The following is a 16,457-nucleotide window of genomic DNA, read 5'->3' on the forward strand; positions in this document are numbered from 1 at the left end:
TGATGGGTATAAAAAGAATAATAATTATATGCCTGACTGTGTTGATGCTTGCGCTTCCTGCCACAGCTTTTGGTGCGGAAACCATAATTCAAGTGAGACCGGGTCTTAACGGAGTATATAAAATGGATCAACCGGTGAATTTAAACATCAGCATTGCCAATAACGGCCCTGCCATTGAAGACGGTTATTTGGTGGTTGCAGAAAAAAGGGCTTTTGCAGGGGAAGAAAGCCACCGACAGGTGATGTACCGGCAGGCCGTGCAGGTACCGGCTTATCAGCGCATAGATACTTCTATTGTCATACCCTGGGAGATGATAAGTGGGCAAGCTATAGTTGCTCTTTATGCCAACGGGGAGGAAGTAGCCAGTGATCTTGTTCAGGGTATGTCGGTGGGTGGCGAGATGGTGGCCGTCACCGTTGGAGAAACCCCCTTGGCCAAGGGTCTGCCTGCTTGGTTAGAAACCAATCGTAAGCACATGCTGACGATGAAATACCTAGATCCCAATGAGGTACCAACCAACCCGCTGGCCCTTTTGGCCGCAGACCTTTTGATGATAGATGAGCAAAATGTGGAATATCTTTCGGCCGAGCAGGTAGAAACCATTCGCCACTGGGTGGCACTGGGCGGCACCTTGATTTTGCCAAAGGGGGCAGGTGCCCGAGAGGGTCAGCCCTTTGCTGACATCAGCCCGGTGCTGGTAACCGGCGATACCACCCTGGCCGGCCACTTAAACGGTTTGCGAAAAAGCACCGATGCCATACCGGCGGCGGTGGGTATGTTAGAGAAAGGTAGAAGCAAAGTAATATATGACGACATTCCCCTGGTGGCTATTAACGACCTTGGCCGGGGCCGGGTAATATACAGTGCGCTGGGATTTGAACATATTGAAGCCCAAGACACCGGCTTGTGGGAAGAAATTTTCGACGAAGAATACTTTAATTATAGTGTTGCCCATAGGGGTGATATGCTGCACGCCAGTGCAAAACTGCCCCAACTGGAAATGCCGTCAATACAGCTGATGATAGGTGTGTGGGGCGTCTATATGCTGGTGGTGGCCCCCGGCTTATACTGGATACTAAGGCGGAGCAACCGCCGTGGCTTGGCATGGTTTTGTATTCCTGCAATAGCAATTATAGTGGCCGGTGTAATGTACTACACTGCGCCTTTCCACAAACTTAAGGCTCCCTTGGGCAACACCCTGGCGGTGGTGGAGGTTTTGGGAGAAGATGTGGCAGAAATTAGAGCCGATGGCACCTATGTATCGCCCCGGGGCGAAAACTTGCTGTTAACAGACAAGGGTCTGGGTTTGGTGGTGCCTAATGTCAGATATGCGGGTTTTAACATAAGGCCCCCAGTGGTTGAAAATACAGGGGATGGTCAACTGGTTAATTTTACAGACATAGATTTTTGGTCGGCGCGTCAGGCGTCAACTTATAAGGTGGCCAATGATTTTGGCACTATAATCAGTGAGCTGGAACTGAAAGATAATAAAATTAGCGGCAAACTATACAACAACACCAATACAGACCTAGAAGACTGCATAATGGTGATTGGCGAAAGCGTTATTGAGCTTGGTAATTTAAAGATGGGTGAAGAAATAACAGTGGACAGTGATTTACTGAACACCAGACTTTTCTCCTGGGAGTGGGATTTGAGAGAAAATTTCCCGGCCGATGTTATAATGGATCATTATACCAGGGAGGCCCATTATAGATTTGGTTATTATCAACCCGGTTTTGCAGGGGCACAGCTTATTGGCTACACCGAGAGCCTGGACGGATTAATGGAGATAGAAAACGGTGATAACTACCTAACTGCTGCGGTGCTACAGAAACTACCGCTGACTTTTCCGGAGTCAGGCAAAATAAGTCTGCCGCCGGGCATTATTCCGCTGCAGATAGTTGATTTTTCCGGACCAATGCACCACACTCCCGACGGCAGATACATGACAGAAGGCGGCGACATCACCATCGAATACAACCTGCGCCTACCTTCACAATACGGCAACATTGATGTAACCTCGGTAAAATTATCAAACCTGAATGAATATGTGGGCCATAAAATAAGCGTCTATAACTGGAAAGAAAATCAATGGGAAGAGTTGTCACCCCCACAGGTGTCGCTGGAAGGTGATGACCTGAAGCGATATTTATCTGAACACCGGCGGATGCAGTTTAGAATTACCCATTTAGAAAGAAGCAGCCCGGTCCCCATATTACTACCCGGGCTGGCGGTGGAAGGGGTGGTAGAATGATTGAGATAAGAGATTTAAATAAGAGTTTTGGCAAAACTGTGGCCTTAAAAAATTTTAGTGTCACCATCCCCCGGGGCCAAGTATACGGCCTTATTGGCCCCAACGGCGCCGGTAAAACCACCGCCATGAGCATATTGGCAACGCTCTTACCTGCGGACAGCGGCTTGGCAATGGTAAACGGTATTGAAGTAACAGCAAAACCCCAAGAGGTGCGAAAATTAATTGGCTATATGCCAGACTTTTTTGGAGTATATGACGGGCTGACCGCCGGTGAGTACCTGAGCTTCTTTGCTTCAGCCTATCAGATTCCCCAAAATAAACATGATAAATTGGCTGAAGAACTGCTAGAGTTAGTAAACTTGGGCGATAAAGTAGATAGTTATGTGGATAATTTATCCCGGGGAATGAAACAGCGGTTGGCACTGGCCCGCTGCCTGGTACATGACCCCCAGGTACTCATCCTTGATGAACCGGCCTCGGGCTTAGACCCCAGGGCCAGGGCTGAGGTAAAAGAAATTGTGCGTCACCTTAAGGCCATGGGCAAAACAGTGTTAATTAGCTCGCACATTTTACCGGAACTGGCGGAAATATGCGACCGGGTGGGCATAATGGAAAACGGCCAACTAATTGCCGATGGGCCGGTTACAGATATTACTGCCGGGGACAAGAGCACCAGGATGATTAATGTAGAAGTGGCAGACCGCCTGCCCGAACTAATTGACTACCTGGGTCAGTACCCGGGTGTACTGCGGGTGGAGGATGTAAACAACTGTGCCCGGGTGGTATTTAATGACGGGCGTCACGCCCAAGGGGTGCTGCTCAAAGAACTTGTTGCCCAGGGCTATCATGTGTTGCAGTTTGCAGAACACAGGGCAAATTTAGAAGATGCCTTTATGGCGGTGACCGGGGAGGTGCAAAAACAATGATTATTTCCAATCCGGTGTTGCTAAAGGAATTGCGCCAGCGCTTTCGCACCATTAAAACTCCGGCAATAATCTTCCTTTATTTATTGGTAATCGGCAGCTTTACATTGGGAATTATATACTTAAACGACCTACACAGCGGCCATGTCTTTGACCCTTACCACAGTAAGGAAATATTTATCATCTTAAGTGTTTCGCAGCTGATCTTGTTGGGCTTTGTCACTCCGGGACTTACCGCCGGCACCATTAGCGGTGAAAGAGAAAGACAAACGCTAAATGTGCTGCTCACCACCCAACTGAGTCCAATGAGTATAGTGGTGGGTAAAATGATTTCGTCCTGTGCCTTTACCCTGCTGTTGGTGCTGTCTACCTTACCCCTATACAGCATAGTCTTTATATATGGGGGTGTTGCCCCTGCCCAGCTTTTGGGAGTGTTTGGCTTCTACCTGGTAACCATGTTTTTATTTGCTGCCATTGGCATAGCCTGTTCAACATATTTTAAACGTACCGGTATCAGCACCGTAACAGCCTATGGTTTTACCGCTTTTTTAGGCGCAGGCACAGCCTTTTTAGGAGCCTTTATATATGATGTGACCAGAAGAAATGTTTTTCCCCGACCGGAGGATATTCCCCTATCGGTGCAGTTTTTATTTGATATCAACCCGGTGATAATGTTAATTCGGCTGTTGGGCGAAGGACCGCCCTTTGGCAGTGATGTACAATGGGTGTTACCCTATTGGCTGATATATATCATCTTCTATCTGGGAATGGGCCTGCTGCTATTAATATGGAGCGGCCGCATACTAAATCCCCTGCGAAAATCAAATATACAGGGCTTTCGGAATTAAAGCCCTAGCCATATAAATCTAACCGGCCGATAACCTTATCGGCCTTTTTTAATCCAAAAACAGATTACTGATAAATAATTACTAATTATATGCAGGGAATTTTATTGATATGGATAAATTAATAAAAAATGGGTATAAGCATTATAATATAGCTCAAAAGAGGGGGAAGTGTTTTTTGTCGGATAAGAAGGTAATAAACATGGGCGACAGAAGAAGAAAACAAGGCAAGGGGCGCTTACTGAAACATAAGGGGTACCCGCAGCTAAAGAGGCGCCCGGTGCGCAAGGCCGCTGCACCAATTGCCCCCACCGGCCCAATACAGCTGGACGATTTTCAGGTTGAGGCCATTGAGGCGGTGCTGGCCGGCAGGAATGTGCTGGTGGCTGCCCCCACAGGTACCGGCAAAACAATGATTGCCGAAAAACTGGCGGAAAAGGTAATGGGTGAGGGTATGGGGTTAATTTATACCTCGCCCCTAAAAGCATTATCTAACCAGAAATTTTCTGATTTTAAAGAAATGTTTGGAGATAAGCGGGTTGGTCTGGTTACAGGTGATATCACCATTAATGGGGATGCGCCTCTTACCGTGATGACCACAGAAATCTTTCGCAACAAATGCTTTGAGGACCTAGAAGATTTACATAACATTGCATATGTGGTATTTGATGAAATTCACTACTTAGATGACCCCCACCGTGGAACTGCTTGGGAAGAATCAATATTGTTTGCCCCGCCGCACATTAATATTTTAGGCTTATCGGCCACTGTACCCAACGTCAAAGAAGTGGCCACCTGGATTGCCGAGGTGCGCAATACCGATGTGCTGGTGGTTGAAGAAAGGGAGCGGGCAGTACCCCTGGAAATAAACTGGGTTTCACCGGATAATTACATCTTAAATGAATCCCAAGCCAAGCGTCGGGTTAAAAAACTAATAGAAAAGCGGAAAGAGGAAATACAGCAGTTAAGAACCAGGGGCAGAAAGAAATACTACAGGTAGGATTTAAATACATAAATTCAACGGGAGGGTACATATGGTACGGGCGTTACAAGACCCATCTGAAGTAATTGACTTGATACAGGATAAGTTACCGGCCCTTTTTTTTGTTTTTGGGCGGGCAAAATGTGAAGAATTAGCCATTGAATTAAGCAGGCAGTGGGATTTTTTATATGCCGACGAGAAAGAAAAGGTGCAGCAAATAATAGCAAGTGCCGAAGCTGATCACCCTGACATGTTTGTGCACCGGGACCGGGCAATACTAAAAAAACTCCTGCTACAGGGTATTGGTTACCACCATGCCGGTCTTTCGCCGGCCTTAAAGCGTATTGTGGAGCGTTTATATGAGAGCCGTTTAATTTGGGTATTGTTTTGCACTGAGACTTTTGCTGCTGGGGTTAACTTTCCTGCTGCCAGTGCTGTTTTTGAATCTTGCCGAAAATGGGATGGACGGGAATTCCGCTCGCTTTTAAACAGGGAGTTTTTTCAAATGGCCGGTCGGGCCGGGCGCCGTGGTTTTGATGAACAGGGTTATGTATATATCCAAATCAGTGAAGACCATCCCGAAGAAACGGGTTTTTTTAAAGAAAGCGGTGTAGAAATGGTACATGGTCGGCTTACCGTTTCTGCCAACACTGTTTTAAGTTTGTTAATGTGGAAGACCGATGAAGAAATAGAACACTTCTTAAAAAGCAATTTTTCTGCCTTTCAAAAGAGACGCCGCTTAAAAGATGTGACCGATAAAATTATGAAAATAAATAATACCATTAGGGAAATGAGTGCTTATTATTGTGAAGAAAGGGACAGCACCTCTTGCCCCTTGCTGCACAAAAAATTAAAAAGGGAAATGCACCGGCTAAAAAGTCGCAAATACCGGCAGCGCCCAGGCTCCCAGACAAGAATAAAGGAAATACAAAGATTACTCAAATCACTGGCTAAAAAGAAGTGCCAACAGGACAGGTGCTTTGAGGCCACCGCAGTTATACGGGAAATGAACAGCAAACTGGATATGCTGCAGTTAAAGAAAAAACAACTGGGTATAGAAGCCCGCCAATACACAGTGGACTTTCAAAAAATGCGCCGGTTGTTAGAACGGCTGGGGTACATAAAAGGACGGGAACTTTTGCCCCGGGGTAAATTTGCGCTGCATTTGCACATCCAAGAAATATTCGTAACCGAGCTGGTTTTTTCAGGTTTAATTGATGAAATGCCTGCCGATGTGGTGGCGGGGGTATTGGCCGGTGTTGACTATGTTCCCGGCAGGCGCGAATATGTGCAAGTTCCACCTTACGACTTTGATGCTGTAAACCAACTGCGGGCAGAATTAATGGAAATGGGCGTACCTCAGGAATATATGGTGTGGTCACCGGTTCCGGGTTATCTGGCCCATGCCTGGTACAACGGAAAAGATTTTGACCATCTGCTGGAAAACAGTAGCTTACAAGAGGGCGACCTGGTATCTATAATTAGACGAACAATTGACCTATTGCGACAATTAGAAAAAGCTGCGGAGGGAAACCTATCATTGCAGGAGAAAATTCGCGGCATTAGAAGAACCCTTGATCGAGACCAAGTGGCTGTGTTATTCTAAGGAGGTTGTTTAATATGTATTTTGAGAAGGCCGGCAAGGACAATACCGAACAAACGGTGGCGGCGGTGGTGGAATATGCCCAAAAACATAATATTAAACATGTGGTGGTAGCCTCTAAAACCGGGGATACCGCTGAAAAATTGTCAGGCCATCAATTTAAAGTAATATGCGTTACTTACCATGTGGGCTTTTATGGGCCGGGCCAGGGATCATTAACACCTGAAAGACGCAAACAATTAGAAGACAAAGGTATTTCAGTGCTTACCACCACCCACCTGATGGCTGGGCTTGACCGGGCCTGTCGCTTTAAGTTTAGCGGGGTGTACCCGGCAGAAATTATTGCCAGCGCACTGCGTATGTTTGGCCAGGGCACAAAGGTATGTATTGAGGTGGCAAGCATGGCACTGGATGCAGGGTTAATTCCCTATGGTGAAGATGTGGTGGCGGTGGCCGGCACCGGCGATGGCGCTGATACTGCACTTTTGTTAACCCCCGCCCATTCCAATTATTTTTTTGATACTAAAGTAAGGGAAATAATATGTAAGCCCAGGGATTTTGAACACCACTAAAAAAATAAAACATAAAGATATTATTGAAGGATTTTAATTCCAGCTGGTAGAATAATTTAATAAATAAGTTTACGGGTGAGGACCAAATGCCGGCAAGCAATGATAAAGATATGTCTCTAAAAATAGAGCAATTACTAAAAGTAAATAAAAGATTAACTGATTTACATTGGATAGCAGCACAGATTGCGTCGGAACAGGATATTAACAACATGTATAATCAGATAACTAACGGGTTCAGTTATATTACCGGCGTAGACAAATGTGCTTTTTATTCAATTGATGAAAAAGGTAACTTTATTGAACTAATTAACAGCCGCCATAAGGAAGAAACAGACCCCTTTTGGCTGTGTGACGGAGTACAAAAAGTTTTAAAAGAAACATTACAAAAAAGGGTAGCGGTAATTTCCCTAAACCAAAGCTACTGTGGCAGCTGCAGTCACCGATGCAACTTATGTGTGCAAGTATGCTGTCTTTATAGCCGGGGTGGAAGTACCAAAGGTTTACTTGTTGCCTATAACTTAAAAAACGAATCACTCTCCGAGGAATGGATCAGGATATTAGAACTATATGCAATGCAAATGAGCTTGACATTGGAAAATGCCATATTAAACATCAGACTGAGGGAATTGTCAATTACAGACGGCTTAACAGGCCTGCGTAACCACCGGCACTTCATGGAATGTTTAAACTCGGAAGTTGAACGCAGTTTTAAAAGGCAGAGGCCCTTTTGTGTGTTTCTTTTAGATGTGGACGACTTTAAACACTATAATGACAATTATGGCCATCCGGCAGGGGATGAGGTGCTGCAGATATTAGCCTCCATTATGACTGATACAATAGACGAAAATGGCGGCACAGTGTTTAGGTATGGCGGTGAAGAGTTTGCTGTAATTTTACCGCAAAGCACCTTAAAACAGGGTTTTGCCCTTGCAGAAAAATTACGCCAAAACATAGACAATCATAATTTTCCACATAGAGCGATTACTGTTAGCATTGGGGTGTCTGCATACCCGGAAAATGCAAGGGAGGCTAAGCAGCTGCTGAATTGGGCAGATAAGGCACTGTACCAGGCCAAGGCCAAAGGTAAAAACAAGGTACAATATTTATAAATGCGACAGGGGATGTTCACGCTGTCGCATTTATATTATTAATATTTAAAATTCTAATATATCGCCGGTATTATTGATAATTAATTTATCACCGAACACCCTGTAGAGTTCTGCCTGGGTTTTAAAACCGGTGCAATGGTTTACTGCTAGCTTCTGCACCTTGAACTTCTTTAAGGCATCAATGGTTTTGGCCAGTTTATCTGCTGAAGCGCTGTGCAGGTGGGTGCCGCCTACCAAGGCATAGATGTGATTGCTGTTAGTCAGTGCCGCTGCATGGTGTAAGGTATTTACCAGCCCGGCATGGGCACAGCCGGTAATCACCACCGGTCCCTTTGCCGTTACTGCTACCAGTGCCTGGTCATCTAACATGGTATCAGGAATATATTTTTCGTCAGCCTCAATAAAATAACGTTCACCGGTTTTTTCAAATTCGGTTATCCGGGGAATTTCTCCGGTAAGCCAAAGGCCGGGTGTCGGCTGTACCTCCTTTGTGTTTAATTTAAACCTGGCACCGGCACTTGTCAATTCATTTAATGAACAAGGGACACCGCAGCACTGATAGCTGTTGTGGGCCATAGATTTGTATTTTTCCTTAAAGATTTCGGGATGGGCATAGACATCTATTGGCCCTGTTTTACGCAATACACCCAAAAGGCCCCCGGTATGGTCATCGTGACCGTGACTCAGTGCAATGGCATTAAGCTGTTTTAAATCTATGCTCAGTGCCCTGGCATTGGCCACCACTGAAGGGCCCTGACCGGTATCGAAAAGCAAACGGTACCCTTTATAATCTATCAATAGCGATAAACCGTGTTCAGCCAGCAAGCCCCTCTTCACACAGGTGTTCTCTGATAATGTAACTACTCTCAAATCACTCATTTAAATTACCTCCATAATTATTACTTATTTCTATACAGGTAAAATTTTTCCTGCATATGTATTGAAATATTAGGCTAATTGATGCTAAAATATACGCGTGAACATTTAAACAACTATTGAAGTGATAATTTTTTAAGGACAGGGTGATATTACTTGAATGGAAAAGATGATGTATGTAGTGTTTTATGTATCCATCCTGAAAAGGTGGCAAAGTTTAATGACGGCCAAATTCCGGAGATGGGCAAACTTGCAGAACTGTTTAAGGTGCTGGGGGATGAAACAAGAACTAAAATACTTTACATTCTATCCAAAGAAGAAATGTGTGTTTGCGACTTAGCCAGCGTACTAAACGCCACTGTATCCAACGTATCACATCACCTGCGCCTGCTAAGGGGAGCGGCACTGGTGCGGTATCGGAAAGAAGGTAAGGTGGTTTATTACACCTTAGACGACCATCATGTGATCAACCTGATTAAAGAAGGGCTTGAGCACCTGGCTCATAGAGGATAACATTTCAACCGTTGCTCAAATATAAACATGGGAAAGGGGTGCCCTTTTGTCAGATATAAAAACACAAAAATCAGCCTGCCCGGGGGGAGAGAATTGCAGCTGCCGTGAGGCCGTTGTCTCTGATACCTTAATACTTACCGGCTTGGACTGTGCTGACTGTGCCGCTAAATTGGATAAATCAATTGCCGCTTTAGATGGTGTTGTACGATCGGCAGTTAACTTTACCACCGCTAAATTAAGGGTGGACTACCGGCCCGGTAAATTGCACCGGGGTGACCTGGTTAGGCATATTGAAAAACTGGGATACGGCGTGGCAAAGCCAAAGAGCGATGGGTCAGAAAGGGAAGATCTGCTACGGTTAACGGGGTTGGACTGTGCCGATTGTGCTGCCAAACTGCAAAAAGCGGTGGAGAAAATGCCCGGTGTACAGGAGGCCGCAGTAAATTTTGGGGCCGGCACCTTAAAAATTAAGCATACCGGTGATATAGACGGCATTATTAACAGTATCAGGCAGATGGGTTATGGCGCCGTTGCCGATGGCCTGCAGCATAGTGTTCCGGCCGCCTTCTGGATACAAAACCGGCGGGTGCTGACAACTTTAATTTCAGGCTTGTTTGTGATGGCCGGTTTTTTAACACTTTGGCTGGATGCACCACAAAATTATTCCATTGTCCTTTTTAGCTTAGCAATAGTTGCAGGCGGTTACTACCCGGCCAGGGCAGGACTTTATTCCTTAAGCCGGGGTTTCAGCATGGATATGAATGTGCTGATGATAATTGCGGTGCTCGGTGCCGTAGGAATTGGTCAATGGGAAGAGGCGGCCACCGTGATATTTTTATTTTCACTTGGCAACGCCCTGGAAACTTACAGCATGGAAAAGACCCGCAATTCTATTCGGGGATTGATGCAGCTTGCTCCGGAGACGGCGCTGGTAAAGCGAGAGGGTAAGGAGACGGTGCTGCCGGTATCGGAAGTGGAGGTGGGTGATCTTGTCATAGTTCGTCCCGGTGAGCGATTACCGGTAGACGGCAAAATAATTTGTGGTCAAACTGCCATCAATCAAGCACCCATTACCGGGGAGTCAATGCCGGTGGACAAATCCCCAGGAGACGAAGTGTTCGCCGGTACAATAAACGGCAACGGTTCCATTGAGGTACAGGTGACAAAACTTGTAAGGGATACCACACTGGCCCGCATTATTAATATGGTGGAAGAGGCCCAGGAGCAAAAGGCACCTTCCCAGAGGTTTGTAGATATATTTGCCCGTTATTATACACCGGTTGTAATAACACTGGCTGTATTGGTGGCAGCTGTACCTCCTTTACTTTTTGCGGAACCGTTTTCACCTTGGTTTTATAAAGCCCTCACCTTGCTGGTGGTTTCTTGCCCTTGTGCCTTGGTAATTTCTACGCCGGTTTCAGTGGTGTCGGCAATCGGCAATGCCGCCAGGCATGGTGTGCTGATCAAGGGTGGGGCCTATTTAGAACAGGCGGGAGCCATTAAGGCAGTGGCCTTTGATAAAACAGGTACCCTTACCCTGGGTCGACCGGAAGTAACTGATGTGATAGCAATGCCGGGCAACAGTAAAGAAGAAGTACTTGGCATAGCCGCTGCGGTTGAAGTGCGCTCAGAACACCCATTGGCCGAGGCAGTGCTGCGGCAGGCTAAGAAAGCAAACGTAAATTATTCCATCGGAGAGCACTTTGTAGCCTTGGTGGGTAAGGGTGCAAAGGCAAAGGTGGAGGGGCAAAATTACTATGTGGGCAACCCAATGCTATTTGGCAAAGATTTAAAACATGATTTGCAGCAGGTAAAAGAAACCATGGAACAACTGCAGGCAGAGGGTAAGACAGCAGTGTTGGTGGGCTGCAAGTCAAATATTTTAGGAATCATTGCAGTGGCTGACAGGGTGAGGGAGAGTAGTTCTGAGGCAATAAAGCAATTAAAAGACCTTGGTGTGCAGCCCATTATGCTCACCGGAGATAACCGGGGAACCGCCGAGGCAATCGCCAAAAGTGTGGGCATAGATGAACTTAAGGCTAATTTACTGCCCCAAGATAAGGTGAGGGCCATCAAAGGGTTACAGCAAAGACACCGGCGAGTGGCCATGGTGGGTGACGGTGTTAACGATGCACCGGCCTTGGCCACTGCTAACCTGGGCATTGCCATGGGAGGAACCGGCACCGATGTTGCTTTAGAGACATCAGACATAGCATTAATGTCTGACGACCCTACCAGGGTGGCCTACTTAATTAAATTAAGTAAAGGTGCCCGGGGAATAATTAAGCAAAATATTGCCTTTTCGCTGCTTGTAAAACTGGCGGCGGTGACCCTGGTATTTCCGGGGATACTCAACCTGTGGATGGCGATAATGGCAGATACCGGCGCTGCCCTGCTGGTTATTTTAAACGGCATGAGATTGTTGAGAGTTAAACCATAAATAAAACCGGAGGGAATAACATAAACCCTCCGGTTTTTCTATTAATGCATACCGCCATTAGCGTCGGAAATCATTACATAATCTTCGGAGATCCGCTGGTCATTGGGACAATTTTTAAAGCTTAAAATGTATTTTTTTGCAGTAAGGGAGTTAGGAGAATCAACATCTTTTAAACAATAGAGGGTAAAAAGAATTTTGTGTGGAGAGCTTGTTTCAGTGCGTTCTATTACTTGCCAGTTAAATGCGCAGGCGTTGCGAACAACTAATGTGCGGCCTAAACCTTTATATTGAAAACCTATATCTAGCAACTTATTTTTGTTATTTTCAAATTCCAGCACAGAAACTGCCTTTACAGGTTTAAAATCTTCATCGGTGACAGCTTTATCTGCTATGGCGAGATAAACCCTTTTTTCAGAACCCAGTACTTGAATCCATGTTAATCTTGCTTTTAATTCATTCACTGCCTCTTGATCAAAATAACTGGTGTGCATGGCAATCTCCTCCAATACTTATTTTTTAATACATTCGACATAACTGTGCATTTCCCTTGTGAAAGGCGAAACTTTTTCATTGTGTTCACCGTTCTGTTATAATACTGTTTATGCCATTGTTTCCAATATAATGATTATTATAACTGGAATTGTGGCAAAACATACCAGAAGAAATACTATTGCATTTTATTGAAAATGAGAGTATAATTTGTTATTGTGGCTTACTTGTTCACATGCTATTGTCCGGTTTACAAGATAGTTGACATTTTCAACTTACCTAGTTATAATAATCTTTGCAACCATATACATCGGGACGTGGCGCAGTTTGGCTAGCGTGCTACCTTGGGGTGGTAGAGGTCGCAGGTTCAAGTCCTGTCGTCCCGACCAAGTAAAACAAGGCTTTGCCAGTTGGCAAAGCCTTGTTTTTTTAGAGTAATGCAACCATATCCTTCCAACCTTCATAAATCATAACCATGGCAAAGGTGTCTAACTCACAATATTTTAATAAGGCTTTCTCCAATTCGGTTCGCTCATAATCAGACATGTCTTCAAATTGCATTCGGATATAGGCTGTTAAAGCTGCACCGCCATCCTTCACCACATCATCGTCGCATAACAACTCAAAATCCTTATCTGTTATATCCTGAAACATTTTTGGTAATAGGTTGTAGGGATCGACAACAGAGCCATTTTTATACTCTACCCATTTCCAATCCTTATAATTATGGCTGGGAATGTGGCCCTCCTGGCCATAGATCGGCTGGCTGTATTTTTCTTGTAGGTATTGCGAACTGTTTAAGATCGCCGGCAATACTTTTTTTATAGAGTTTGAGCCCTTCATTGCCGGATCATAATAATAGCGCTTAACCAATTTAAGCATATCCTTCATATTGCGTGAACCTTCCCACTGTTCAGGGCTGCTTTTTACTGACTTGGTAATGGAACGGATAAATTGACACAGCTCATCCCTATCAGGAATGTCATTGGGATCCGTCTTCAATTGGTTATAGATTATGTTTAAGTAGGTATTCTCATGATCCCCATATCGAAAGATATCTCCTTGGTCTTGTTCCAATTCATATTTTAGCTTTCTTATAAAATCGTAATTGGGGAAAACCCCTGGGTCAGTATTTAGATATTGTCCCCGATGTTCAATGCGCCCGTCTTCATATACTACATGGTGGGAAAACTGAAAGGCGATTCCCTCATAGGGGTGCCTGCCTTTGTTAAAAGGAATTGGCACCATTGCAGTTTCAAAATCTATGAAATGCAGCGGGTAGACCCATGAATCCATTTCCCGCTTCATATTCACCAAATCAATCCAATGGGATGAGTCTTTGTTTTTTGCCTTCTGAACTTGTAACCATTGACGTTGGCTGGTGGAAATACCAGGCTGACCATCGCTTTTGGGGAGAATGTCATTTTCATGAAGAGCCGCTAGTTTAATTCGACCCTTTTGAATTAACTGATCTTTTTTACGGAAGTTCCAGATATCCAGTACGGTGGATTCTAAAAAATCATCGTCGGTCCACTGAAGGCTTTCTTTCCAGCACTCGTGGAAGCCACTTTTTAGTCCGGCGGCTCTCTCTTGATCAGTGGCCTTATATTCGCAGTTGGCACATTTTGAAGAGGGGAATACTGAAATCTTTTGATCATTCCCATAGTGTTCTGCCAAATGATTAACGTATTCAATAAAAGTGCCGCTAAAAAGGTCATTCTCAAATTTTGTCCGGTAAACCAGTTCGCAGCACCCGTCGACGTTTACCTTGGTAAGTATAGGGGTTGCCAAATCTTCCTCTGACAAGCCTTGGGACACAAGGATACTCTTTCTTCCATTTTTGTTTTTGGTAATTCTAAATTTCTGATTTAATCCGTCAGTGGGGCACAGGGCCCCTTTATCCGCCATCATTAAAAAGGCATTGAGGCTGCAAGCCGGAAAGGCATTGTTAATTACATACTTTTGAAAGGCCACGTCCTGTAGGTATAACTGCCACTCCGATCTAATTGCAGTCTGCTTTTTATTTAAAAAAGCGCTTTCGTCACTGCCATTAAAGGACTTTGCCTTGACCTCAATCAGTGCCAAATGATTATTGTTTTTTACCAGAATATCTGCCCGTATAAAAAAACTGCGAAACCGGACAGCGGCCTCATAAATAATTACCCGCTCTTTTTGTAAAAGCTGGTTTGTTTGCTTCAGGGCATCATCATAATCCATTGAGTCAACTTGATATCCTCCTGGGAAATATTGTTTAGCCAACTCGCCCACCTGATATCCCCCATCCGCTAGGGCCAGCAGAAAGGGGTCTTCAATACTTCGATTGGGGTATTCCGGCTTACCGTGGTAAAATAATTTAGTCGGACATTTTAATGCCAATTGAAGATGGGATTTGGTGAAGTATCTTGGTGGCATTTAATCACTCCCTAGCAGAATTATCGAAACCCTTAAAGTGAACTAAATATTTTCCATTTCGACGCTGCAAGGTAATTTCCCTGTATTTATAAATATTGGTGGCAAGGGACAGGCTCTTTTGCTTAACAATTGATTAGAAGAAAGGGGGTATAGTTTAAACAGCCCCTATTTGCCGGGCCTTCAGTGTTTATATTTCTAGAGGGCGGGGATTTTACAAACAAGGGAGGTCATCAAGTGGGTAGAAACAAAGCTGAAGTAACGGCTAAAAAAACATCGAAACAGGATAATATGGGCAGAGATAATTAATTTACGAAAGCCGGAAATTAGTTATAAATAAAAAACACTACTGCTGCCTTAAAGCAAGGGCATATCTAGATTAATACACACATGAAAGAGGGCTGTCCCGTCGGATTAGCCTCTTTTTAATACATAAAGCATAAAAACTATGCTATAATTCAGACAGCATTAATAATTAAGGAGGTTAATACATGTTTAGGGTACAAGATTCTCCGGGCTTACAAGAATAACTGGCTAACCCTGCCAAAAATATTCGACGCACTTCAGACCGCAGCTATCCGATGGGCTCCTATAGCCATTATCACTGCCTCTGTGGGCATGCTTGTTGGATCCCTTCAATTAAGTGGCTTAGGTATAAAATTTTCAAGTTTCATTTTGGATATTAGTGGTGGGGATTTACTGCTTACCCTTTTGGTGGTGGGGCTGGCTAGCTTTATTCTGGGTATGGGGCTTGATTCCATTCCGGTTTACATGACACTGGCTGTTCTTACCGGACCGGCCTTGGTTCAGTTAGGGCTAGAACCCATAACAGCTCACCTTTTTATCATCTTCTTTGGCTTGGCTTCATTTTTTACACCCCCTGTTTGTCTGGCTACATTTGTTGTAGGATACAAATAAAGTTCTTCTGAACCATTTAAAGTTCTTCCGAAGTAAATAAAGTTCTTCAGAAACCACTCCTGTCAAAGGGGTGGTTTTTTCCATTTTTACAGTCATGGGTAAGGGTTATAAGGGAAAGAAAACAGGAGTGAAAAGGCGGGCAGAAAACAGGAAGAATACCAGGGCCAAGGATTAAGGAGTATGAGAAAACTCCTGAAACAGTTGATAATACTGGGTTTAAAGCAGGGAAAGAGACAGGGGTTAAGACAGGGGTTAATGTTCAAGTGAGAAAGGGGAAAAGAGGAAAAAGGAAAAAAGGGGGAGAAAAGGGGAGGAGAAAAATTGATTTTTTAAATATAAAATTGGAAATTTTGAGGGCAGTTTCAGAAGAACTTTATTATCCTAAGCTGTCTGACAATTTGATTTTAAGGGGTTAAAAAATTGGAGGGGAAAGGGGGAGAAAGGAGTTTCAGAAGAACTTTCCCAACGGTAGAATGCGGGTTTGCGGGGTATGTTTCGGAAGAACTTTATTTTGTGGGAACAT

15 protein-coding genes and 1 tRNA gene are annotated in these 16,457 nt (G+C 44.5%); 13 read left to right on the forward strand and 3 right to left on the reverse strand.

The window, feature by feature from the left end:
• The first annotated feature begins 2 nt into the window (after positions 1 to 2).
• The 7 genes from BR02_RS0108970 (at position 3) to BR02_RS0109000 (ending at position 8,289) form a co-directional block, all read left to right on the forward strand.
• Positions 3 to 2,255 carry a hypothetical protein gene (locus BR02_RS0108970; protein ID WP_207641005.1) on the forward strand — a complete coding sequence of 751 codons (2,253 nt, stop codon included), beginning with the start codon at positions 3 to 5 and terminating at the stop codon, positions 2,253 to 2,255.
• Positions 2,252 to 3,181 carry an ABC transporter ATP-binding protein gene (locus BR02_RS0108975; RefSeq protein WP_031516329.1) on the forward strand — a complete coding sequence of 310 codons (930 nt, stop codon included), beginning with the start codon at positions 2,252 to 2,254 and terminating at the stop codon, positions 3,179 to 3,181. The genes BR02_RS0108970 and BR02_RS0108975 overlap by 4 nt, the downstream gene beginning before the upstream one ends.
• A complete protein-coding gene (locus BR02_RS0108980) occupies positions 3,178 to 4,026 on the forward strand; it encodes an ABC transporter permease (protein WP_031516331.1) in 849 nt (282 codons plus the stop codon). Before BR02_RS0108975 ends, BR02_RS0108980 begins: the two co-directional genes overlap by 4 nt.
• A 175-nt stretch (positions 4,027 to 4,201) precedes the next feature.
• On the forward strand, positions 4,202 to 5,023 hold the full coding sequence (locus tag BR02_RS0108985; protein ID WP_238442439.1) for a DEAD/DEAH box helicase: 822 nt from the start codon (positions 4,202 to 4,204) through the stop codon (positions 5,021 to 5,023).
• Between the two features lie 34 nt (positions 5,024 to 5,057).
• On the forward strand, positions 5,058 to 6,611 hold the full coding sequence (locus BR02_RS0108990) for a helicase-related protein (RefSeq protein ID WP_031516335.1): 1,554 nt from the start codon (positions 5,058 to 5,060) through the stop codon (positions 6,609 to 6,611).
• Between the two features lie 14 nt (positions 6,612 to 6,625).
• Positions 6,626 to 7,180 carry a pyruvate kinase alpha/beta domain-containing protein gene (locus BR02_RS0108995; protein ID WP_031516337.1) on the forward strand — a complete coding sequence of 185 codons (555 nt, stop codon included), beginning with the start codon at positions 6,626 to 6,628 and terminating at the stop codon, positions 7,178 to 7,180.
• An 86-nt stretch (positions 7,181 to 7,266) separates the two neighbouring features.
• Positions 7,267 to 8,289, forward strand: a complete 1,023-nt coding sequence (locus BR02_RS0109000; protein WP_031516339.1) for a sensor domain-containing diguanylate cyclase — start codon at positions 7,267 to 7,269, stop codon at positions 8,287 to 8,289.
• A 45-nt stretch (positions 8,290 to 8,334) separates the two neighbouring features.
• On the opposite strand, the gene BR02_RS0109005 is transcribed toward BR02_RS0109000, so the two are convergent.
• On the reverse strand, positions 8,335 to 9,168 hold the full coding sequence (locus tag BR02_RS0109005; RefSeq protein WP_031516341.1) for an MBL fold metallo-hydrolase: 834 nt from the start codon (positions 9,166 to 9,168) through the stop codon (positions 8,335 to 8,337).
• Between the two features lie 153 nt (positions 9,169 to 9,321).
• On the opposite strand from BR02_RS0109005, the gene BR02_RS0109010 reads away from it, so the two are divergent.
• Together BR02_RS0109010 and BR02_RS0109015 are read left to right on the forward strand one after the other, a co-directional pair.
• Positions 9,322 to 9,678: an ArsR/SmtB family transcription factor gene (locus BR02_RS0109010; RefSeq protein WP_031516343.1), complete on the forward strand. Its 357-nt coding sequence runs from the start codon at positions 9,322 to 9,324 to the stop codon at positions 9,676 to 9,678.
• Between the two features lie 46 nt (positions 9,679 to 9,724).
• Positions 9,725 to 12,118 (forward strand): heavy metal translocating P-type ATPase, encoded by a 2,394-nt coding sequence (locus BR02_RS0109015; RefSeq protein WP_051688234.1) that lies wholly within the window; start codon positions 9,725 to 9,727, stop codon positions 12,116 to 12,118.
• Positions 12,119 to 12,159: 41 nt separating this feature from the next.
• Here the strand turns inward: BR02_RS0109015 and BR02_RS0109020 are convergent, their stop codons facing one another.
• Positions 12,160 to 12,624: a hypothetical protein gene (locus BR02_RS0109020; protein WP_169738592.1), complete on the reverse strand. Its 465-nt coding sequence runs from the start codon at positions 12,622 to 12,624 to the stop codon at positions 12,160 to 12,162.
• Between the two features lie 294 nt (positions 12,625 to 12,918).
• On the opposite strand from BR02_RS0109020, the gene BR02_RS0109025 reads away from it, so the two are divergent.
• Positions 12,919 to 12,996 (forward strand) — tRNA-Pro (locus BR02_RS0109025).
• 40 nt (positions 12,997 to 13,036) lie between these two features.
• Here BR02_RS0109025 and BR02_RS0109030 read toward each other — a convergent pair.
• A complete protein-coding gene (locus tag BR02_RS0109030; RefSeq protein WP_031516350.1) occupies positions 13,037 to 15,019 on the reverse strand; it encodes a DUF2779 domain-containing protein in 1,983 nt (660 codons plus the stop codon).
• Between the two features lie 183 nt (positions 15,020 to 15,202).
• On the opposite strand from BR02_RS0109030, the gene BR02_RS16005 reads away from it, so the two are divergent.
• From BR02_RS16005 to BR02_RS15440, 3 genes are all read left to right on the forward strand, one after another.
• Complete coding sequence (locus tag BR02_RS16005; protein ID WP_274377123.1) at positions 15,203 to 15,325, forward strand: hypothetical protein; 123 nt, start codon at positions 15,203 to 15,205, stop codon at positions 15,323 to 15,325.
• Between the two features lie 198 nt (positions 15,326 to 15,523).
• A complete protein-coding gene (locus BR02_RS15100) occupies positions 15,524 to 15,934 on the forward strand; it encodes a TRAP transporter large permease subunit (RefSeq protein ID WP_274377124.1) in 411 nt (136 codons plus the stop codon).
• 263 nt (positions 15,935 to 16,197) lie between these two features.
• The gene (locus BR02_RS15440; protein ID WP_157834946.1) at positions 16,198 to 16,350 is read left to right on the forward strand and encodes a hypothetical protein; all 153 of its coding nucleotides are present in this window, start codon (positions 16,198 to 16,200) and stop codon (positions 16,348 to 16,350) included.
• Positions 16,351 to 16,457: the final 107 nt, after the last annotated feature.

The organism is Desulfofalx alkaliphila DSM 12257 (genome assembly GCF_000711975.1).
GTDB classification, from domain to species: domain Bacteria; phylum Bacillota; class Desulfotomaculia; order Desulfotomaculales; family Desulfohalotomaculaceae; genus Desulfofalx; species Desulfofalx alkaliphila.